A 21,423-nucleotide genomic window follows, 5' to 3' on the forward strand; every position below is an offset into this window, starting at 1 on the left:
TCTTTTACCAGCTAAGGAGTTTCCACGGTGGTCGACCGTACCGTTGCCGTGCTCGCCGGCGGGCTTTCGCACGAACGCGACGTCTCGCTGAGGTCCGGGCGACGGCTCTCCGCGGCGCTCAAGTCCGAAGGCCTCGGCATCGAGGAGTGGGACACCGACGCGGGGTTGCTGGAGCGCCTGCGCACGCAGCGCCCGGACGCCGTGGTCGTCGCGCTGCACGGCGGTGAAGGCGAAAACGGCTCGGTGCAGACGGTGCTGGAAATGCTGGACGTGCCGTTCGTCGGCACCGGTTCCCAGGGCTGCCGCCGCGCGTGGGACAAGCCGACGGCCAAGGCGCTCATCGAGAACGCCGGCTTCGTGACGCCGGGCTGGGTCGTGTTGCCGCACAGCACGTTCCGCGAGCTCGGCGCCCAGGCGGTGCTCGACGCGATGGTGGAGCAGCTCGGCCTGCCGCTGATCCTCAAGCCGGACCAGGGTGGCTCGGCGCTCGGCACGCAGGTGGTGCGCGAAGCGGCGGAACTGCCCGCGGCGATGGTCGGCTGCTTCGCCTACGGCGACACGGTTCTGGCCGAGCGGTTCGTGGCCGGCGTCGAGGTGGCCGTGACGGTCATCGAGGGTGAGAACGGTCCCGAGGCCCTGCCCGCCGTCGAGATCGTGCCGGAGAGCGGCGTCTACGACTACACGGCCCGCTACACCGCCGGCCTGACGGACTTCTTCACCCCGGCCCGCCTCGACGACGCCGCGGCCAAGGCGGCGGCCGAACTCGCCGTCGCCGCACACCGCGTCCTCGGACTGCGGGACATCTCCCGGACCGACGCGATCGTCGCCGAAGACGGCACGGTCCACTTCCTCGAGGTGAACCCGTCGCCCGGGCTCACCGAGACGTCGACGGTCCCGATGGCGATCGACGCGGCGGGCAAGTCGCTCGGCACGGTGTTCGCCGACTTGATCGGGCGCGCGATCTCCCGCTGACTCCTCGTACGCGAAAGGCCACTACGGAATTTTCCGTGGTGGCCTTTTTCGCGGGGGCTCCGGGTGGCGGAGCCCCGACTGTCACAGCCTTTTGGTGTCGCGAGCGATCATCACCGGACGTGGTCGCCGCAACCGCGTGGAGCAATCATCACCGTGACGAAACACCCTGGGGTGATCCCTAATCGGTTTCCGGTGTCTGATTCGCCCCATTCGCATCGATGATCGAGACGATGCGCTCGAGATCGTCGACCGAGCCGAACTCGAGCACGATCCGCCCCTTGCGCCGGCCGAGGTCGACCTTCACGCGGGTGTCGAACCGGTCCGAAAGCCGGTTGGCGAGATCCTGGAGCCCGGGCGCCTGGATCGGCTTGCGCGGCGCGGGCTTCGGCTTGGCCGGCTTCTCGCTCTTCTTGAGCGTGACGGCTTCCTCGGTCGCCCGGACCGACATGCCCTCCGCGATGATGCGCGCGGCGAGCTCTTCCTGGCTGTCGGCGTCCTCCAGGGACAGCAACGCACGCGCGTGCCCGGCGGACAGGACGCCCGCGGCGACCCGGCGCTGCACCGGCAGGGGGAGCTTGAGGAGCCGGATGGTGTTGGTGATGACCGGCCGGCTGCGGCCGATCCGGCTCGCCAGCTCCTCGTGCGTGACCGCGAACTCGTCGAGCAGCTGCTGGTACGCCGCCGCCTCTTCGAGCGGGTTCAGCTGGACGCGGTGGATGTTCTCCAGGAGCGCGTCGCGCAGCATCGACTCGTCGGCGGTCTGCCGGACGATCGCCGGGATCGCTTCGAGCTCCGCCTGCTGTGACGCCCGGAGCCGCCGCTCGCCCATGACGAGCTCGTACTCGTCGTTCCCGAGCTCGCGAACCACGATGGGTTGCATGAGCCCGAACTCGCGGATCGAGTGCTCGAGTTCGGCGAGCGCCTCTTCGTCGAAGGCCAGCCGCGGCTGCTTCGGGTTGGGCTTGATCGAGCCGACCGGGATCTCGCGGTAGACCGCCCCGGCGACCTCGCCGCTGTGCTGCTTCGCTTGGCCGTTCGCCGCGAACCAGCCCTTCTCGTCGGCCGCCTTCTTGTCCGCCGCCGACCCGTCACTGGGCGCGGGGAGGGCGCCGCCGGTGGGCCCGGTGGGGATGAGGGCGGCGAGGCCGCGCCCCAGCCCTCCTCTGCGCTCGGTCATGTGGAACTACCCCTTTCCATGAGTGCACCTCGCTCGGCGATCTCCTTCGCCGCGTCGACGTAGCTCAATGCCCCGCGCGAACCGGGGTCGTAGGCGAGCACGGTCTGGCCGTACCCGGGCGCCTCCGACACCTTCACGCTGCGGGGGATGACGGTCTTCAGGACGGTGTCGCCGAAGTGGTTCCGCACCTCGTTCGTCACCTGGTCGGCCAGCTTGGTCCGGCCGTCGTACATGGTGAGCAGGATCGTCGTGACGCGGAGTTCGCGGTTGAGGTGCTGCTGCACGAGCTCGATGTTGCTCAGCAGCTGCCCGAGCCCTTCCAGCGCGTAGTACTCGCACTGGATCGGGATGAGCACCTCCTGCGCGGCGACCATCGCGTTGACCGTCAGGAGGCCGAGCGACGGCGGGCAGTCGATGAAGACGTAGTCGACGCCGATCTCGTCGAGGATCTCCGAGGAGATGGCCTCCTTGAGCCGCGACTCGCGCGACGCCATCGAGACGAGCTCGATCTCGGCGCCGGCGAGGTCGATCGTGGCGGGGACGCAGAAGAGGTTGGGGGACTGCTCGGTCGGCTGCGCCGCCTCGGCGAGCGTCACCTCGCCGATGAGCACTTCGTAGATGGAGGGCGTTCCGGACCGGTGGTCGACGTCGAGCGCGGTGCTCGCGTTGCCCTGCGGGTCGAGGTCGACGACGAGCGTCTTGAGCCCGTGAACGGCGAGCGCGGCGGCGAGGTTGACCGTGCTGGTGGTCTTGCCGACGCCGCCCTTCTGGTTGGCCACGGTCATCACGCGGCGACGGCCGGGCCGGGGCAGCGACCCATCCGGGTGCAACAGCCGAGCGGCGCGGGTGGCTTCTTCGGCGATCGGCGTCCAGCCCACGTCGTGGCTGGTCTCCGTGGAGTCGGACGGCGGGGGATTCACCGGTCTCGACACCTCCTCCATATAGACGTCTGGTCGATGGACGAGTCGCGTCGTTTCACGTGGAACACCGCGGCCCGTTGTCTGCGCTAGCGCTTCCTGCTCCGCGCCTGAGCCGTCTTCGACGACTGGCGACGGATCTTCACGACCGTGCTGGGGACCTCTAGTACTGCCACACCGCACTCCACGATCATCGCGTCGGCGCCGCCCGCCTTCCTGATGGCGGCACCGTCCCGCTCGATCTCGTCCGCCGCACTGGCGCCCTTCAGAGCGACCAGGAAGCCGTCGGGACGAACCAGCGGCAAGCACCAGTCCGCAAGCCGGGCCAGGGGGGCAACCGCGCGAGCGGTGACGATGTCAGCGCCACCGAGCTGCTCACGCACAGGCCGCTCCTCCGCGCGTCCACGGACGATGGTGATCGGGAGTTCCAGCTTCTCGGCCACCTCGGCCAGCCAGTCCACCCGGCGGGCCATAGGTTCGAGCAAGACGATATCGAGGTCCGGCCGAGCGATGGCGAGCGGCACACCCGGAAGCCCCGCCCCGGACCCGACGTCGACGACGCGAGCCCCCTCAGGCATCTGCTCGCCGATCACCGCCGAGTTGAGCACGTGCCGTTCCCAAAGCCGTTCGACCTCCCGCGGACCGATCAGCCCACGCTCAACCCCATGGCTCGCCAGGAGCTCGACATACCCAGCCGCTTGGTCGACGTGAGCACCGAACACTCGCTCCGCCGCGGTCCGCACCGCACCCGCGGCCTGCTCCAAGCTCACTCCGGCTACTCCTAGTCCGCGCGTTTCACGTGAAACGGCGCTCCAGCGATTGTCCCTGATGTCGACGCGAAAACGAGCCGACAGACCGCAGATGTGGACAACTCCACTCACCCAGCGGCGCGTTCCACGTGAAACACCACACCGCCACCGCCGGCCCCGGTGCGCGTTCCACGTGAAACATCACGGCTGTAATTCGCCCCGCGCCACCACCGCGCCGCAACCGCACCCAGCAAGGCGCCAAGCGACCGAGGACAGGACGGTGACCGTCTCAACGATCACCCCGTGACGACGACCAGCCACGGCAGCGCGGCAACCGACGCTGCGCTCCGACGCCAGCGTCGGCAGGGGCCCAGCCGCGGATAGCGGCTGCGCAGCATCCGGCCCGCAGGAGCCGCGACAGTGACCGACCACGACAGCATCGGCAACGTCGCCCAGCCAGCCACGACAGCACACGGCCAGAGTCACGGCGGTCAGCCACAGCAGTCGACGGCCCAAGCGGCGGCGGGGCGAGGCGAGCGGGCCAGCGGTCGTCCCCGCAGCGGCAGCGGTGGCGGCGGTGGCCGCGCGCCCTGCCGCGGGGCGGCGGGACGCCGTGCGGTGCGGCGGGGCGGGGCGCGGGCTCGGGGCGGGGCGCGGTCTGGCTCGGCGGGGTGCGCCGCGGCAGGGCGGAGCGGGAGCCGAGGCAACGACGGAAGGACAGTGGCAGCGAGGCGGTGGCGAGCCACACTGAGGCGCGGCCGCGGAGTGGCGGCCGCCGCGGCAAGACTGCGGCGACGGGGCCCGCGGTCGCGTCGCACGGCCCGCCAGAGCAGAGGCGCGATTGGCGAGGCACGCCGGCGACAGCTGTGTCGCCGCAGCGGCGGCAGTGCGGCCGTGGATGGCGAGGCACACCACAGCGGTGGGACGGCAGCCCGTGGCGCGGCGACCACGGCGCCTACAGCAGATGCGATCGCCGCAGCACGCGACCAGTCAGGGCGCAGCCGCGACCGTCGAGGGCCGACAGTCTGCACACTCACCACGGCGGCGGCAGTGTTGGGCGATGGATCGCACGGTGGCGGGATGACCGCAGCCGCTGCGCGGCAGCACACGTCCGCGACGGCCGCGACCACGCAAGCGACCAGCCAGGGCAGCGGAGCAACCGGCAAGGCAAGCCGGCTGCGGCCACGATCGGGTGCGGCCATGGCGATAGAGATGGGTAGTGGCGACGGCTGACTGCACTCCCAGCGGCGGCAACCACGCGGCGGCGTGGCCTGGCCGCAGGCCTCGGCAGACGCGACAGTCACACGGCCAGTCACCGTGGTGAAGGCAGGCGGGCCAAGGCCGGCGAAGGCCGCGCTCCACCACAGCAGCGGCAGCCACGGCGGCAGCGGCCACGCAGGCGGAGGGCCACCGAGAGGGGACGACGTGGCGGCAGGGTGACGTGCCAGGGCACGGCGGCAGCCGCGGCAGATGTGACGGTCGCGCGCAGCCGGTCAGGGACGTCGCGGTCTGGCGGGTGCGACTGGTGGGCCAGCCACGTCGAGCGTCCAGACACGACGGCACAACGAGCGAGGCGAAGCAAGGCGATCCTGGGGCGACGACAGCCGCGCAGCGACCTACCGCTGCGGCAACGGCAGCCCATACGGCAGCGTGCGACTGCAGCCGCGGCGATGGTCACAGCGGCAGGGTGATTGAGTCCCAGCGATGGTCACGGCAAACAGCAGCGGCGGAGGGGACCGGCACATGAACGGTCACAGTCGCTCGCGCGACTGTGACGCGAAGCGGGAGACCGTGACCTCAGGGTGCCGGGGCGGCGATCGCGGCGGCCGGTGCCGACGCATGGTGCACGGTGAGGCGGTCGCTGCCGAGGCAGCAGGGCGGAGCGAGACGCCACGGCGGCACCGGGCAGAGCGAGATGTCGCCGCGGCAGGCGGCGAGCGTGGCTGCGCCATGAGGTGGAGGGCGTGGCTGCCGCGGCCAGAGGTGGCGGTCATAGCTGCCGCGGCAGCAGCCGGTGGGAGTAGTGGTCGCGCCCGCTGCTGGCACACGGCGCCCCGCAGCCTCGCGGTAACGGCCCGCGGCGGTCGCCGCGACCGCGGTGGTCGCGCCAAGCAGGCGGGAGCCGCCCCACAGTGGCAGCGCCTGACCGTCGTGGTTAGGCGGGGGCGGCGAAGTGCACGGTGGTGGTCGCGGTGCGCGGCAGCGGAACGGTGCCAGCGCGAGGCCGAGGGTCAGCTGGGCGTGTTGTCCGCCGGTCAGCTTGCCCGCGGGCGCACGGAGAACGGAACGGCGGCCCTTCCGCGACCGCGACAGCCGCAGCAGGTGGAGCGGAGGCCACCGCAGCAAGTGGCGGTAGGGCAGGACGGTACGGCTCCAGCGGTGCGGGCGGTGCGGGCGGTGCGGGCGGTGCGGGCGGTGCGGGGCAGGCGGTGCTGGGCCGGCTCAGCCGGGTTGAGCCGAGCTGGGCCTGGCCGGGCCGGGCCATGGCCAGGCCAGGGCCAGGCCAGGGCCAGGCCAGGCCAGGCCGAGCTGGGCCGAGCCGAGCTGGGCCGAGCTGGGCTGGGCCGAGCTGGGCTGGGCTGGGCTGGGGCCAGAGGACTGGTAGCCGTGAGGCAGGGCCGAACGGCCGGCCTCTTTGTCCGTCCGGGAAGGCTGTAATCGCGTGTCACCGGCGAGCGCCGACTTCGTCGGCTCGTCTGCCGGGCGGTCGACCGCCCGGCGGAGGCCGCGGGCGAGTCGTGCCGAAGGACGAAGGCGCCGCGCCTCCCCGAACGTCAGCGCGGGTGCGGCCCCAGGAGGCGGATCCGTTGAAGCCGGGGTGTGCCCCATCCACGACGGGATGACCGCCTCCGCGTCCCACCGCAGCCGATGTCGAGCCGGGCAGCGTCACGTCATACCCGCGGTCGCCACCGCGACAGATCCGCCCTGACCTACCCCTCCACAAGGGCACAAAAACGGCCCGCCGGACCGAAGTCCGACGGGCCGCTGAAACGAAGTCCGTCAGGACTCCGGGAAGATCACCACGCGACGCTTGGGGTCTTCGCCCTCGCTCTCGCTCGTGACGCCCGAGACCGTCGCCACCGCGTCGTGGACCACCTTGCGTTCGAACGGGCTCATCGGCTGCAGCCGCACCCGCTCGCCGCTCGAGAGGACCGACTCCGCCGTCGAACGGCCGAGTTCGCGGAGTTCCTCGCGGCGGTCCGCGCGCCAGCCCGCGATGTCCAGCATGAGGCGGCTGCGCGAGCCGGTCTCCTGCTGGACCGCCAGGCGGGTCAGTTCCTGCAGCGCTTCGAGCACCGTGCCGCGGGGGCCGACGAGCTTTTCGAGGTCCTCGCCGCCGTCGATGCTCACGATCGCGCGGCCGGCCTCCACGTCCAGGTCGATGTCACCGTCGTAGTCGAGCAGGTCCAGCAGCCGCTCGAGGTAGTCGCCGGCGATGTCGCCCTCTTGGACCAGGACGTCGTCGCCACCTCCCGCCTTCTGCTCGCTCTCCTCTTCGGTGGTCGCGCCCGCGGCCGCGTCGTCCTGATCGGCGTCGATCGTGTCGATCGTCTCCGACATCATTCGTCTCCTCTCCGAACCGGTCGCGCCTCAGCGGCGCTTCCGGCCCGACTTCCTGGTCGAGTCTTTGAGGAGCCCGGGCACTCCCGTGCCGTTCTCCGATGAGCCGTTCTGGCCGTTCGTGGCGACCGGGGTGGCCTCCGCCACCGTCGCGCCGTCCGCCTTGGCCGCGGCGGCCTCGGCGGCCTCGGCGGCCTTGGCCGCGGCGGCCTCCGCCGGCGTGGTCTGCGCGAAGCCGTGGGCCGAGCCGGCCTTGGTGACCTTCTTCTGCGAGCCGGTCTGGGCGGGCTGGTTCTTCTTCTGCTGGACGGGCTTCTGGCCCACCTTCGGCGCGGTCGGCTTCTGCCCGGGCTTCGGGCCGAGCGTCGCGCGCTTCTCCGCGGCCTCCACCTTGCGAGCCGCCTCTTCCTTGTCGATCTTCGTGTAGACGAGGCGCTGCTGCATCAGGGTCCAGCCGTTGTTCGCCAGCCAGTAGAAGAGGAGGCCGAGCGGGAACAGGGCACCGAAGACGAGGACACCGAGCGGGAAGATGTACATCGTCAGCTTGTTCATGATCGCGGTCTGCGAGGTGGCCGACGCGGCGTTCTGGCGGGCCACCGAGTGCCGCGCGGTGAGGTGCGTGGCGATCGACGCGATGATCATGAGCGGCAGGGCGACCGGGAGCACGCTCCAGTGGAAGCCGACGTTCGCGGCGTTGCCCCCGCTGACGACGCCGACACCGTTGTAGACGGCCTCGCCGAGGTTGACGCCGAAGAGCTTGGCGTTGGTGTACGAGAGAACGTCGTGCTGGGTGAAGAAGTAGTTCTCGGTCTTCGGCTTGCCGTCCGCCGGCATGATCGAGAACGCGCGCAGGACGTGGTTCAGGCCGATGAACACCGGGATCTGCAGCAGCATCGGCAGGCAGCTGCCCAGCGGGTTGACGCCGTGCTCCTTCTGGAGCTTCTGCATCTCCTGCGCCTGGCGCTGCTTGTCGTTCGCGTACTTCTTCTGGAGCTTCTTCATCTCCGGCGCGAAGTCCTGCATCTTCTTCATCGACCGGACCTGGTTCACGAACGGCTTGAACATGATGCCGCGGACCGTGAACGTCAGGAAGATGATGCCGAGGATCCAGGCGATCGCCGTCGACTCCCCGAAGACGAGCCCGAAGACCTTGTGCCAACACCAGAGGATGAAGGACACGGGGTAGTAGATGAAATCGAGCACTGCTGCTACTCCTCGATCGGTGTTTCAGGTCGTCGGTGCCGCCACGAGAACGTCTCGGGCACGGGGTCGCGGCCGGGCATGGTCCACGGGCCGCAACGCAGCAGGCGGCGCGCCGCGAGGTATGAGCCGCGGCCGGCGCCGTGCTGGGTCAGGGCTTCGACCGCGTACGCGCTGCAGCTCGGGTAGAACCGGCAGGCCGGCGGCAGGAAGGGCGAAATCGCCTTGCGGTAGAGCTTGATGGGGAGCAACAGGACCCACGCGACCGGGCCGGGCCGGGTGGGCCCGGGCTCGTCGTCGTGGTCGTGCTCGTCGTGCACTGAGTGCTCGGGGGTGGCTCGCATACCGGTCACACCGCTGATCCGTGGTCGGGGGCCGCGTCCGCGGGACGCGTCGGGCTGGGGACATCCCCGGCCGGACGGCGCGACGACAGTAGTCCGAGCCGCCGCAGCGCGGCGTCGAGATCGGCCCCGAGCTCCGCGCTGGACGCGGACGCGGACGGCGGCAATGCCCGTACGACCAACGCACTGCCGGCGGGCAGGGTTCCGAGCCGGGCCGAAACGAGATGACGCAACTTGCGGGACACCCGGTGGCGGACCACCGAGTTCCCCACGGCCTTGCTCACCACAAAACCCGCCCTGGTCGCCGACGAAGCATCGGCGGCCATGGACGGGTCCGTGGTCAACGCGTGGACGACGAGGCGGCGCCTGCCTGCCTTGGATCCGCGACGGAGGACCACGCGGAAATCCTCACTCCGCCGCAAACGTGCGGCAGCCGGCAGCACGGCGCGCCCCGACGTGCCGGATCAGGCCGACAGCGCTTCGCGGCCCTTGCGACGGCGAGCCGCCAGGATGCCCCGGCCTGCCCGGGTCCGCATGCGCAGCCGGAACCCGTGGGTCTTCGCGCGACGGCGGTTGTTCGGCTGGAAGGTCCGCTTACCCTTGCTCACTGCTTCTCCTGTGTGTCGCTGTGTCGTCTGCCCACCCGCCGGAGAGGGACGGTCATCCCTCTCACCTGGCGTGTCGTGCGGGCGCACGGCAGTCTCTGGTGTCTCCTACCAACGTGTGGCCTCGTCACGACGAGCGACGACAACTAGGGCACGCGAAACGCGCCCGTCGCATACGGGAGACCTTACGAGGGTACGCACCCCCGCCCGGAGCCCGATAAGCACCCCCTCCGCCACCGCCGGTGACGGGCCGCGCGAGGCCCGTTCGTCGACGCCGCGGCATCGAATGGCAACACGCCGTACACCATGAAATGCTGGCGGCCCAGGATGCCTTGTGGCAGCGAGCGGGGCTTGTTAGCGTGCCTCTCTCGGGTCACCGGTCGAGGTGCACGAGTATCCGGGTGGTGGAGTGCCCACCGGCTTACGACGAGCCCGCAGGTGGCGTCGCCGCGGGTCGCCGTACATTAGTGCACAGCTGTGGACAACTATGTGGATATTCGCTGTGCCGGTACCCGGTCAGGTCCGCAGGGGGTCATAGGGCGGTGTGACCAGGGGCGTTCCCGGGCCGATCCGGCCGTACGCGCCGTCGAGGGGAGGGGAGCCAGCCAGGTGTCGGAGCACCAGCACAACCTGGGTGTCATCTGGGAACAGGTGGTACGCGAACTGTCCGACGGGACCCTGTCCCCCCAGCAGCGTGCCTGGATGCGCGTGACCCGCCCCATCGGTCTGCTCGACGGCACCGCGCTGCTCGCGGCCCCCAGTGACTTCGCGAAGGAAGCGATCGAGCGCGGCCTCCGCGGCGCGATCACCGACGCGCTCTCCCGCCGGCTCGGCCGCGCCATCTCGCTGGCCGTGAAGGTCGACACCGCCGAGACCCTCGCCCCGGTCGCCGCGCCGCGCTACGTCCCGTCACCCGCCCGGGTGGAAAACGGCGTGAGCGCCGAGCCGGCCCCCGCGCCGATGCCGGGCCCCGGCCCGATGATGCCGCCGCAGCGTCCCGAGCCTGCTCCGCCGATGCCGGCCCACCAGTCCGCCGGGCCGAAGCCCGACGACGGTGACGACACCGACGAGGAAGTCGACGAAGAGGGCGAAGCGCTCGCTGCCGTCCACGAGATCTGGCCCACGTTCTCCGGGCAGCCGATCGCCGGCCAGCCCTACACCGCGCCGGCGCAGCCGCAGACGTCGAAGACGAAGCTGAACGAGAAGTACACGTTCGACACGTTCGTCATCGGCGCGTCCAACCGGTTCGCGCACGCGGCCGCGGTCGCCGTCGCCGAAGCACCGGCCCGCGCGTACAACCCGCTCTTCATCTGGGGCGAGTCCGGGCTCGGCAAGACGCACCTGCTGCACGCGGTCGGCCACTACGCGCAACGGCTCTTCCCGGGCATGCGCGTGCGGTACGTCTCGACCGAAGAGTTCACGAACGACTTCATCAACTCGCTGCGCGACGACCGCAAGGTCGCTTTCCAGCGCCGCTACCGCGACATCGACATCCTGCTCGTCGACGACATCCAGTTCCTGGAGGGTAAAGAAGGTACGCAGGAAGAGTTCTTCCACACCTTCAACACCCTGCACAACGCGAACAAGCAGATCGTCGTCAGCTCCGACCGCCCGCCCAAGCGCCTCGAAACGCTGGAGGACCGGCTGCGGACGCGGTTCGAGTGGGGCCTGATCACCGACATCCAGCCGCCCGAGCTGGAGACGCGCATCGCGATCCTCCGCAAGAAGGCGGCGCAGGACCGGCTCGCGGTGCCGGGTGACGTCCTGGAGTTCATCGCCTCGCGCGTCGAGGCGAACATCCGGGAGCTCGAAGGCGCGCTGATCCGGGTCACGGCGTTCGCGTCGCTGAACCAGCAGCCGGTCGACGCCGGGCTGGCCGAGATCGTGCTGCGCGACCTCATCCCCGACTCGCACGCCCCGGAGATCACCGCGCCCACCATCATGGGCGTCATCTCCGAGTTCTTCGACGTCTCGCTCGACGACCTTTGCGGCCCGGGCAAGACGAAGGCGCTCGCCACGTCCCGCCAGATCGCGATGTACCTCTGCCGCGAGCTGACCGACATGTCGCTGCCGAAGATCGGGCAGACGTTCGGCGGCCGCGACCACACGACCGTCATGCACGCGGACAAGAAGATCCGCAAGGAGATGGCCGAACGCCGGCGCATCTACGACCAGGTGCAGGAGCTGACGTCGCGTATCAAGCAGCGCGCCCGCCAGTAGCCCGTCTTTCCTTACCTCCCAACGACTCAGGGGCGTCCACGCGATGTGGGCGCCCCTGAGTCGTCTTTGGACTGCCTGGAGCACGCCTACGCCCGCGAAGCAGCGAAGCGCACGTACGCGCGCTTCGCAAAGTCGCGAAAATTGTTTGTACACAAGGAAGTTTCCCCATGGTGTGGGCAGTTTGCCCACAGCGTCCGCGGATCTCCCACCAGCGACGACCCGGAATCCGTCCACACCCCGCCCACAGGTGATCCACAAGAAATCCACACCGTTGTCCACGCTGATTCCACAGGTTGCCCACATTGTGTGCACAGGAGGGCCCGATCACCCGGAAGAGCGATCCGGACCGTGCCGCGCACCCCCAGACCCTGGGTACAGAAGGCCCCACACCTGGGGACAACCGTGGGGATAACTGGGGACAACTGTGGACGGATCCGGGGCCGCTCGAAGTTGTCCACGGACGGCCCGATCTGTCCCCAGATCCACCACCATGGTTCTCCACATGCCCGCGAGCACTCCCACCTGCGCGAACGACCTCAATCCACACAATCCACAGGACTTACTACTGCTACTGCCTTTTAGATCTCTTCTAAGAGAGAAAAAGATAAAAACAGGCGGAGGACGAATCTGGGGACAACCGCGAGAGACTGTCGCCAAGTCGACAAAGTCAAGGGGAGGCCGAAGTGACGGCTGCCCCCGCGACGGCCTACCGTGGATGTCTGCACCTGGTCCGTGCTCCGGCCGCTGACGCGGAGGGCGGACCGGCCGGAGCGGGCAGCCGGTCACTGCCCCAAGCCAGAGCGAGGCCGGGCCGGCCCCGTCGCCCTGTCCGAGCCGAGTGGCTCGGGTCGTCGAAAGGATGCGCGCATGAAGATCCGCGTCGAGCGTGACGGGCTCGCCGACGCCGTCGCGTGGGTGGCGAGAAGCCTCCCCTCCCGGCCTCCCGTGCCGGTTCTGGGCGGAGTCCTGCTCGACGCCGGTTCCGACGGCGACTCCGACGCGCTGACCGTGTCGGGTTTCGACTACGAGGTGTCCGCGACCGTGGGCGTCCCGGCGACGATCGCCGACGGCGGCCGCCTGCTGGTGTCCGGCAGGCTCCTCGCCGACATCACCAAGTCCCTGCCGAACCAGCCGGTCGAGATCGCCGTCGACGGTGCCCGCGCCACGATCACGTGCGGCAGCGCGCGCTTCTCCCTGCCGACCATGCCGGTCGAGGACTACCCGCAGCTGCCGTCCCAGCCCGCCTTCGCGGGTGAGCTCGCCGGCGACGCGTTCGGCCAAGCCGTCACCCAGGTCGTCGTCGCCGCGGGCAAGGACGACACGCTGCCGATGCTGACCGGCATGCGGCTCGAGATCTCCGGCAGCTCGCTGACCCTCGTCGCGACCGACCGGTTCCGGCTCGCCATGCGCGAGTTCACCTGGCAGCCCGCCGAGGGCCTGGCCGACGCCGCGGTGCTCGTCCCGGCGCGCACGCTCGCCGAGGCGGCCAAGACGCTCGGCGCGAGCGGCGCCACGATCCGGCTCGCGCTCGCCAGCGGCGAGGGCCTGCTCGGCCTGTCCGGCTCCGGGCGCTACACGACGACCCGGCTGCTCGACGCCGAGTTCCCGCCCTACCGCCAGCTGCTGCCCGCGACGCACACGTCGCGCGCGGTCATCGAGGTGTCGGCTCTCACGGAGTCGATCAAGCGAGTTTCGCTGGTCGCGGAGCGGGGGACTCAGGTACGACTGGAGTTCGGGGACAACACGCTGCGGCTGTCCGCGGGCGGCGACGACGAGGGAAGCGCCGAGGAAGAGCTCCAGGTCGACTACGAAGGTGAGCCGGTGACGATCGCGTTCAACCCGGGATACCTCGTCGACGGTCTCGGTGCCCTCCACAGCGACCGGGCGGAGCTGACGTTCACCACGCCGAACCGCCCCGCCCTCATCAAGCCGGCCGACGCCGAGGGCAACCTCATCCCCGGCTACCTCTACCTCCTGATGCCCGTCCGCTTGCCGGGCTGACCCACAACTTTTGTTCGCACGTAAGGGGATCTCATGGTTCAGCTCGGTCTGATCGGCCTGGGCAAGATGGGCTTCAACATGCGTGAGCGGCTGCGCGCGGCCGGTCACGAAGTGGTCGGCTACGACCGCAACCCGGACGTCAGCGACACGACGTCGCTCGAGGACCTGGTGTCCAAACTGGACGCTCCCCGGATCGTCTGGATCATGGTCCCGGCCGGCGACCCCACGCGGCAGACCATCACCGAGCTGGGCAACCTGCTCGCCGAAGGTGACATGGTCATCGACGGCGGCAACTCGAAGTACACCGACGACAAGCTGAACGCCGAGCTGCTCGCCGCGAAGAAGATCGGCTACGCCGACTGCGGTGTCTCCGGTGGCGTGTGGGGCAAGGAAAACGGCTACGGCCTGATGGTCGGCGGCACGGCCGCCGACGTCGAGCGCGCGATGCCGATCTTCGACGCGCTGCGCCCGGAAGGCCCGCGCGAGGAAGGTTTCTCGCACGCGGGCAGCGTCGGCGCCGGCCACTACGCGAAGATGATCCACAACGGCATCGAGTACGGCATGATGCAGGCCTTCGCCGAAGGCTTCGAGCTGCTCGAGGCCGCGAAGGTCGTCGACGACGTGCCCGCCGTGATCAAGGGCTGGCAGCGCGGCACCGTCGTCCGGTCCTGGCTGCTCGACCTGCTCGTGCGCGCGCTCGACGAGGACCCGGAGCTCGACGACCTCGAGGGGTACGTCGAGGACTCCGGCGAAGGCCGGTGGACGCTCGAAGAGGCGATCAACAACGCGGTGCCGGCGCCGGTCATCTCGGCCGCGCTGTTCGCCCGGTTCGCCTCCCGCCAGGAGCACTCGGCCGCGATGCGCGCGGTCGCCGCGTTGCGCAACCAGTTCGGCGGGCACGCCGTGAAGAAGGTCGGCGGGTAGGTCCCGTCCGGGAAGGAACCACGTGTATCTGCGCCACCTGCAGGTCACCGACTTCCGCTCCTGGCCCCAGGCCGATCTCGCCCTCGAACCGGGGCCGACCGTGCTGGTCGGCCAGAACGGTCGCGGCAAGACCAACCTGCTGGAAGCGATCGGGTACGTCGCGACGCTGGGCTCGCACCGCGTCGCGACGGACGCGCCGCTCATCCGGCACGGCTGCGAGCGCGCGCTGGTGCGGGTCGCGGTGGTCAACGACGACCGCGAGCTGACCGTCGAGCTTGAGATCACCGCCGGCCGGGCGAACCGCGCCCGGGTCAACCGCGGCGCGGTCGGCCGGCCGCGTGACGTGCTGGGCATCCTGCGCACGGTGCTGTTCTCCCCGGAGGACCTGGCGCTCGTGCGGGGCGACCCTGGCGAGCGACGCCGGTTCCTCGACGAGCTGCTGGTGCTGCGCGCGCCGCGGTACGCCGGGGTTCGCGCGGACTACGAGAAGGTGCTGAAGCAGCGCAACGCCCTGCTCAAGACGGCGGGCAAGCGCCGGACCGGACGTGAGGACCCGTATGCGCTGTCGACGCTCGAAGTCTGGGACGACCACCTCGCGGTGGCGGGCGCGGAGCTGCTGGCCGCGCGCCTGAACCTCGTCGCCGACCTCGGGCCGTACGCGGCCGCGGCGTACATGGGCGTCGCTCCGGACTCCCGGCCGGCGAAGATCTCGTACAAGTCTTCGCTGGGGGAAGGGCTGCCGGAGACGTACGGCGTACCGGACGGCGAGCGGGCGCAACCCGATGTCCTGAAGGACGTCTTGCTCAAAGCGCTCGGGGAATCTCGCAAAGCCGAGCTGGAGCGGGGGATCAGCTTGGTCGGCCCGCACCGGGACGAGCTGGAGCTGATCCTGGGCGAGGCGCCGGCCAAGGGGTACGCGAGCCACGGCGAGTCGTGGTCGTTCGCGCTCGCTCTCCGGCTCGGCAGCTACGAGCTGCTGCGCGGGGAGGCGGGTGAGCCGGTGCTCCTGCTCGACGACGTGTTCGCCGAGCTGGACCGCAAGCGCCGGGCCCGGCTGGCCGAGGTGGCCGCGAGCGCCGAACAGGTGCTGGTGACGGCCGCCGTCGACGAAGACGTGCCCAGCGAGCTGGCGGGGAGCCGGTTCGTGGTGGCGGATGGTGAGGTCACGCGTGGCTGAACAGCGCAAAAAAGGCGCTCCAAGATCGACTCGACCACCCGGTGTGACCGCTGACACAAGAGTTACCCACCGATCTGGGGACAAACCTGTGGACAGTGTGGATAAACCCGTACCCGGGTTATCGCCGCGCGTGACCAAAAGGCCGGATCGGCCGCTTGACACCCCCCTCAAGGGGGTTAACCCGGCCGGGAACGCCACGCCGAGTACGCAGAGTGAGAACCCCGCTGCTCCGAACGGGGCGGCGATGACGGGCCGGGACCTCGCGCACGCCGCACTCGAGGCCGCGAAAGCCAAGGCCAAGGAGCGGGGCGTGCCGCCGGGGCAGCGCCGCCGCGTGGCCAGTAGCGGACAGAACCCCCGGCGCCGCCGCTGGTCGGGACCGGGTGCGGACGCGCGTGATCCCCAGCCCCTCGGCCGGCTCGTCTCGCGGCTCGTCAGCGACCGCGGCTGGAACGAGAGCGTCTCCGGCGCCCGCGTCTTCGCGCAGTGGGCGCGCCTGGTCGGCGAAGACGTCGCGGAACACGCCCAGCCGGTCGCGCTGAAAGACGGCGAGCTCACGGTCCGCGCCAGCTCCACGGCGTGGGCCACCCAGCTGCGGTTGCTGCAGGGAAAGCTGCTGGCCAAGATCGCGGCGGGAGTCGGAAACGGCGTGGTCAAGCGCATGCGGATCCAGGGTCCGATGGCCCCGAGCTGGCGGAAAGGGCCCCGGCACGTGTCGGGTCGCGGCCCGCGTGACACGTACGGCTGACCCGGGTTGCGCGTTGCTCGGTTGAATGCCCCGAGAACGCATCCAGACGCGCTGAAATACGTCAAGACTCGACTCGGACCGATTTCGTCCGTCTGTGACGCGTTCAGGGGTGTCCTTGCCGCATGTCAGCGGACACGGCCAAGTACACTGGAGGGGAGCGAGCGTCCGCTCGGGCGAGACGAGGAGAAACAAGGCCTGTGACCGAGAACAAGAGCGAGTACAACGCGTCATCGATCACGGTGCTCGAAGGCCTTGAAGCGGTCCGCAAGCGCCCCGGTATGTACATCGGTTCCACCGGTGAGCGCGGGCTGCACCACCTCGTCCAGGAGGTCGTCGACAACTCGGTCGACGAAGCGATGGCGGGCCACGCCACCAAGGTCGAGGTTACCCTCCTCGCCGACGGTGGGGTGCGGGTAGTCGACGACGGCCGTGGCATCCCGGTCGACATGCACCCCAAGGAGCACAAGCCGACCATCGAGGTCGTGCTCACCCAGCTGCACGCGGGCGGCAAGTTCGACAGCGACTCCTACGCGGTGTCCGGCGGCCTGCACGGCGTCGGCATCTCCGTGGTGAACGCGCTGTCGACGCGGCTGCTGGCGGAGGTCAAGTACGGCGGCCGCGACTGGCGCCAGCTGTACACGGACCAGATCCCGGGTTCGCTCGACGACCTCGGCCCGGCGTCCGAGACCGGCACCACGATCACCTTCTGGCCCGACGGCGGCATCTTCGAGACCACCACCTTCAACTTCGAGACGATCTCGCGCCGCCTCCAGGAGATGGCGTTCCTCAACAAGGGACTGACGCTGTCCCTGCGCGACGAGCGCGTCGCCGACGAGGAAGCCGAGGCGGACGCCGAAGGCAAGGTCGCCCGGGTCAAGGAGAAGGTCTACTGCTACCCGGGCGGGCTCGAGGACTTCGTCAAGCACATCAACGGCAGCAAGGACCCGATCCACGCCAGCGTGATCTCCTTCGACGCCAAGGGCCCCGGCCTCGAGGTCGAGGTCGCGATGCAGTGGAACACCGGGTTCACGCCGTCGGTCTACACGTTCGCCAACACGATCAACACCCACGAGGGCGGCACCCACGAAGAGGGCTTCCGCGCCGCGCTGACCCGCGTCGTCAACACGTACGCGCGCGACAAGAAGCTGCTCAAGGAGAAGGACACCAACCTGACCGGTGACGACGTGCGCGAGGGCCTCGCCGCGATCGTCTCGATCAAGCTGAGCGAGCCGCAGTTCGAGGGCCAGACGAAGACCAAGCTGGGCAACAGCGAGGCGAAGACGTTCGTGCAGCAGCAGTCGAACGAGTGGCTGGCCGACTGGTTCGAGCGCAACCCGGCCGAGGCGAAGACGATCATCAACAAGTCGATCTCCTCGGCGCAGGCCCGGATGGCCGCGCGCAAGGCGCGTGACCTCGTCCGCCGCAAGGGCGCGCTCGACATCGGCGGCCTGCCCGGCAAGCTGAAGGACTGCCGCTCCACCAAGCCGGAGGAGTGCGAGCTCTACATCGTCGAGGGTGACTCGGCCGGCGGCTCGGCCAAGGAGGGCCGGGACTCGATGTACCAGGCGATCCTGCCGATCCGCGGCAAGATCATCAACGTCGAGAAGGCCCGCATCGACCGCGTCCTCAAGAACACCGAGGTCCAGTCGCTGATCACCGCGCTGGGCACCGGCATCCACGACGAGTTCGACCTCGAGAAGCTGCGCTACCACAAGATCGTGCTGATGGCCGACGCCGACGTCGACGGCCAGCACATCACCACGCTGCTGCTCACCCTGCTGTTCCGGTTCATGAAGCCGCTGATCGAGCACGGCCACGTCTTCCTGTCGCGGCCGCCGCTGTACAAGATCAAGTGGCCGCGGGCCGAACCGGAGTACGTGTACTCCGACAACGAGCGCGACGCCGTCATCCGCGCGGGCGTCGAGGCCGGCAAGCGACTGCCGAAGGACGACGCGATCCAGCGGTACAAGGGTCTCGGCGAGATGAACGCCGAAGAGCTGTGGGAGACCACGATGGACCCGGCCAACCGGCTGCTGGGGCGCGTCACGATGGACGACGCCGCCCAGGCCGACGACCTGTTCTCCGTCCTGATGGGCGAGGACGTCGAGGCCCGCCGCTCGTTCATCACGCGCAACGCCAAGGACGTGCGCTTCTTGGACGTGTAGGCGTCCCCCGTTCGTTTGTCCCGCTAGGACCCCCGCACTCGAGAAGGACCCATGACGGAAACTCTGCCGCCGGCTCCGGACCACGACCGGATCGAACCGGTCGACATCCAGCAGGAGATGCAGCGCTCGTACATCGACTACGCGATGAGCGTGATCGTGTCGCGCGCGCTGCCGGACGTGCGCGACGGCCTCAAGCCGGTCGCCCGCCGGATCCTGTACTCGATGTTCGACTCCGGCTTCCGGCCGGACCGCGGGTACAACAAGTGCTCCCGCGTCGTCGGCGACGTCATGGGCAACTACCACCCGCACGGCGACTCGGCGATCTACGACGCGCTCGTCCGGCTCGCCCAGCCGTGGTCGCTGCGGTACCCGCTGATCGACGGCCAGGGCAACTTCGGCTCGTCGGGCAACGACCCCGCCGCCGCGATGCGGTACACCGAGTCCCGGCTCGCGCCGCTGGCCATGCAGATGCTGGCCGACATCGAAGAAGACACCGTCGACTTCCGCGACAACTACGACGGCCGCACGCAGGAGCCCGACGTCCTGCCGTCGCGCTTCCCGAACCTGCTGGTCAACGGCGGTTCCGGGATCGCGGTCGGGATGGCGACGAACATCCCGCCGCACAACCTGCGCGAGGTGTCCGAGGGTGTCGTCTGGGCGCTCGAGAACCCCGAGGCGGACGACGACGAGCTGCTGGCCGCGCTCCTGGTGCGGATCAAGGGCCCGGACTTCCCGACCAAGGCGATGATCCTCGGCACGTCCGGCATCGAGGACGCCTACCGCACCGGCCGCGGCTCGGTCCGGATGCGCGCGGTCGTCGAGGTCGAGGAAGACGTCAAGGGCCGCACGATCCTGGTCGTGTCCGAGCTGCCGTACCAGGTCAACCCGGACAACCTGGTCGAGAACATCGCGAACCTGGTCCGCGACGGCAAGCTCACCGGCATCTCCGACATCGCCGACGAGTCCAACAGCCGCTCCGGCATGCGGATCGTCGTCACGGTCAAGCGGGACGCCGTCGCGAAGGTCGTGCTGAACAACCTGTTCAAGCACACCCAGCTGCAGCAGAACTTCGGCGTCAACATGCTGGCGCTGGTCGACGGCGTGCCGCGCACGCTGCGGCTCGACCAGATCATCCGGCACTACGTGAAGCACCAGGTCGAGGTCATCGTCCGGCGGACCCGCTTCCGCCTGCGCAAGGCCGAGGAACGGGCCCACATCCTGCGTGGTTACGTCAAGGCGCTCGACGCGCTCGACGAGGTCATCGCGCTGATCCGGCGGTCGCCGTCCGCGGACGAGGCCCGGCCGGCCCTGATGGAGCTCCTGGACGTCGACGAGATCCAGGCCACCGCGATCCTCGACATGCAGCTGCGGCGCCTGGCCGCCCTCGAGCGGCAGCGGATCATCGACCAGCTGGCCGAGATCGAGCTGGAGATCGCCGACCTCAAGGACATCCTCGAGAAGCCCGAGCGCCAGCGCTCGATCATCCGCGACGAGCTGATGGCGATCGTCGAGAAGTACGGCGACGACCGGCGCACGAAGATCATCGCCTTCAACGGCGACGTCACCGACGAAGAGCTCATCGCGGTCGAGGACGTCGTCGTCACGATCACCCGCACGGGGTACGCGAAGCGGACGAAGACGGATCTGTACCGCTCGCAGAAGCGCGGCGGCAAGGGCGTGCAGGGCGCGACGCTGAAGCAGGACGACATCGTCCAGCACTTCTTCGTCTGCTCGACGCACGACTGGATCCTGTTCTTCACGAACAAGGGCCGCGTCTACCGGACCAAGACGTACGACCTGCCCGAGGCCAACCGCAACGCGCGCGGCCAGCACGTGGCGAACCTCATGGCGTTCCAGCCGGACGAGAAGATCGCCCAGGTCATCGAGATCAAGAACTACGAGGTCGCGCCGTACCTGGTGCTCGCCACCAAGCGCGGCCTGGTGAAGAAGACCAAGCTCACCGACTTCGACTCCAACCGCTCCGGCGGCCTCATCGCGATCAACCTGCGCGAGGGCGACGAACTGGTCGGCGCGGTCCTGGCGGCGGCCGAGGACGATCTGCTCCTGGTGTCGGCCGAGGGCCAGTCGATCCGCTTCCACGCGACCGACGAGGCGCTGCGGCCGATGGGCCGCCCGACGTCCGGCGTGCTCGGCATGCGGTTCAACGACGGCGACGAGCTGCTCGGCATCAGTGTGGTCAAGCCGGACAAGTTCCTGCTGGTCGCGACCGACGGCGGATACTCGAAGCGCACGCCGATCGAGGACTACCCGGTGCAGGGCCGCGGTGGCAAGGGTGTGCTCACCATCCAGCACGACCGCAAACGTGGGAGGCTGGTGGGGGCGCTCATCGTCGACGCCGAGGACGAGCTGTACGCGATCACCTCGAGCGGCGGCGTGATCCGCACGCCGGCGGTCGACGTGCGCAAGGCGGGGCGGCAGACGAAGGGGGTGCGGCTGATGAATCTCGGCGAAGGCACCACTCTTCTCGCGGTCGCACGCAACGCGGACGAGCCCTCGGACGTCGCCAACGGTGACGACACCGTGGAAGCGGACGTCACGGTGGACGACACTGCGGAAGCCGTGTCGGAAGCAGTGGCCGAAACCACAGACGCGGATGAAGAAACGACGGCGCCGCCGGAGCAGTGAGACGGCGCCACCACGGCACG

At 69.6% G+C, this 21,423-nt stretch carries 16 protein-coding genes; 8 read left to right on the top strand and 8 right to left on the bottom strand.

Features of this window, described 5'->3' with window-relative positions; all coding sequences use genetic code 11:
- The first annotated feature begins 27 nt into the window (after positions 1–27).
- Positions 28–972, top strand: coding sequence for a D-alanine--D-alanine ligase family protein (locus tag OG439_RS38335; protein WP_247059635.1), 945 nt, complete (start codon positions 28–30; stop codon positions 970–972).
- Positions 973–1,150: 178 nt separating this feature from the next.
- Here the strand turns inward: OG439_RS38335 and OG439_RS38340 are convergent, their stop codons facing one another.
- The 8 genes from OG439_RS38340 to rpmH all read right to left on the bottom strand — a co-directional run bounded on the left by OG439_RS38340 (position 1,151) and on the right by rpmH (position 9,525).
- Entirely contained in the window at positions 1,151–2,149 is a 999-nt protein-coding gene (locus OG439_RS38340; RefSeq protein ID WP_326945424.1) for a ParB/RepB/Spo0J family partition protein, read from the bottom strand.
- A complete protein-coding gene (locus tag OG439_RS38345) occupies positions 2,146–3,069 on the bottom strand; it encodes a ParA family protein (protein WP_442788264.1) in 924 nt (307 codons plus the stop codon). Before OG439_RS38345 ends, OG439_RS38340 begins: the two co-directional genes overlap by 4 nt.
- 86 nt (positions 3,070–3,155) lie before the next feature.
- On the bottom strand, positions 3,156–3,836 hold the full coding sequence (gene rsmG, locus OG439_RS38350; RefSeq protein WP_326945426.1) for a 16S rRNA (guanine(527)-N(7))-methyltransferase RsmG: 681 nt from the start codon (positions 3,834–3,836) through the stop codon (positions 3,156–3,158).
- 2,979 nt (positions 3,837–6,815) lie between these two features.
- Positions 6,816–7,376 (bottom strand): Jag family protein, encoded by a 561-nt coding sequence (locus tag OG439_RS38355; protein ID WP_247059639.1) that lies wholly within the window; start codon positions 7,374–7,376, stop codon positions 6,816–6,818.
- A 30-nt stretch (positions 7,377–7,406) separates the two neighbouring features.
- Entirely contained in the window at positions 7,407–8,579 is a 1,173-nt protein-coding gene (yidC, locus tag OG439_RS38360; protein ID WP_326945427.1) for a membrane protein insertase YidC, read from the bottom strand.
- Between the two features lie 5 nt (positions 8,580–8,584).
- Positions 8,585–8,920: a membrane protein insertion efficiency factor YidD gene (gene yidD, locus OG439_RS38365; protein ID WP_326945428.1), complete on the bottom strand. Its 336-nt coding sequence runs from the start codon at positions 8,918–8,920 to the stop codon at positions 8,585–8,587.
- A gap of 5 nt (positions 8,921–8,925) precedes the next feature.
- On the bottom strand, positions 8,926–9,360 hold the full coding sequence (rnpA, locus tag OG439_RS38370) for a ribonuclease P protein component (RefSeq protein WP_247059642.1): 435 nt from the start codon (positions 9,358–9,360) through the stop codon (positions 8,926–8,928).
- 21 nt (positions 9,361–9,381) lie between these two features.
- The gene (gene rpmH / locus OG439_RS38375; protein WP_247059643.1) at positions 9,382–9,525 is read right to left on the bottom strand and encodes a 50S ribosomal protein L34; all 144 of its coding nucleotides are present in this window, start codon (positions 9,523–9,525) and stop codon (positions 9,382–9,384) included.
- Between the two features lie 606 nt (positions 9,526–10,131).
- On the opposite strand from rpmH, the gene dnaA reads away from it, so the two are divergent.
- From dnaA to gyrA, 7 genes are all read left to right on the top strand, one after another.
- Entirely contained in the window at positions 10,132–11,742 is a 1,611-nt protein-coding gene (gene dnaA / locus OG439_RS38380; RefSeq protein WP_247059645.1) for a chromosomal replication initiator protein DnaA, read from the top strand.
- An 867-nt stretch (positions 11,743–12,609) separates the two neighbouring features.
- Positions 12,610–13,743: a DNA polymerase III subunit beta gene (dnaN, locus tag OG439_RS38385; protein WP_247059647.1), complete on the top strand. Its 1,134-nt coding sequence runs from the start codon at positions 12,610–12,612 to the stop codon at positions 13,741–13,743.
- A 33-nt stretch (positions 13,744–13,776) separates the two neighbouring features.
- Positions 13,777–14,667 carry a phosphogluconate dehydrogenase (NAD(+)-dependent, decarboxylating) gene (gnd, locus tag OG439_RS38390; RefSeq protein WP_247059649.1) on the top strand — a complete coding sequence of 297 codons (891 nt, stop codon included), beginning with the start codon at positions 13,777–13,779 and terminating at the stop codon, positions 14,665–14,667.
- A gap of 22 nt (positions 14,668–14,689) precedes the next feature.
- The gene (gene recF, locus OG439_RS38395) at positions 14,690–15,844 is read left to right on the top strand and encodes a DNA replication/repair protein RecF (RefSeq protein ID WP_326945429.1); all 1,155 of its coding nucleotides are present in this window, start codon (positions 14,690–14,692) and stop codon (positions 15,842–15,844) included.
- 244 nt (positions 15,845–16,088) lie between these two features.
- Entirely contained in the window at positions 16,089–16,592 is a 504-nt protein-coding gene (locus OG439_RS38400; protein ID WP_247059652.1) for a DciA family protein, read from the top strand.
- A gap of 197 nt (positions 16,593–16,789) precedes the next feature.
- Positions 16,790–18,757 (top strand): DNA topoisomerase (ATP-hydrolyzing) subunit B, encoded by a 1,968-nt coding sequence (gene gyrB, locus OG439_RS38405; RefSeq protein ID WP_326945430.1) that lies wholly within the window; start codon positions 16,790–16,792, stop codon positions 18,755–18,757.
- Positions 18,758–18,808: 51 nt separating this feature from the next.
- On the top strand, positions 18,809–21,403 hold the full coding sequence (gyrA, locus tag OG439_RS38410; protein WP_326945431.1) for a DNA gyrase subunit A: 2,595 nt from the start codon (positions 18,809–18,811) through the stop codon (positions 21,401–21,403).
- Positions 21,404–21,423 lie beyond the last annotated feature (20 nt).

This window comes from Amycolatopsis sp. NBC_01307, assembly GCF_035975215.1.
In the GTDB taxonomy this organism is placed as follows: Bacteria; Actinomycetota; Actinomycetes; order Mycobacteriales; family Pseudonocardiaceae; genus Amycolatopsis.

What these genes read in the sequence shown, in the direction of transcription:
- OG439_RS38340 (WP_326945424.1), bottom strand. Translation starts at nt 2,149, where the DNA reads ATGACCGAGCGCAGAGGAGGGCTGGGGCGCGGCCTCGCCGCCCTCATC.
- gnd (WP_247059649.1), top strand. Translation starts at nt 13,777, where the DNA reads ATGGTTCAGCTCGGTCTGATCGGCCTGGGCAAGATGGGCTTCAACATG.
- yidD (WP_326945428.1), bottom strand. Translation starts at nt 8,920, where the DNA reads ATGCGAGCCACCCCCGAGCACTCAGTGCACGACGAGCACGACCACGAC.
- gyrA (WP_326945431.1), top strand. Translation starts at nt 18,809, where the DNA reads ATGACGGAAACTCTGCCGCCGGCTCCGGACCACGACCGGATCGAACCG.
- dnaN (WP_247059647.1), top strand. Translation starts at nt 12,610, where the DNA reads ATGAAGATCCGCGTCGAGCGTGACGGGCTCGCCGACGCCGTCGCGTGG.
- OG439_RS38355 (WP_247059639.1), bottom strand. Translation starts at nt 7,376, where the DNA reads ATGTCGGAGACGATCGACACGATCGACGCCGATCAGGACGACGCGGCC.
- OG439_RS38400 (WP_247059652.1), top strand. Translation starts at nt 16,089, where the DNA reads ATGACGGGCCGGGACCTCGCGCACGCCGCACTCGAGGCCGCGAAAGCC.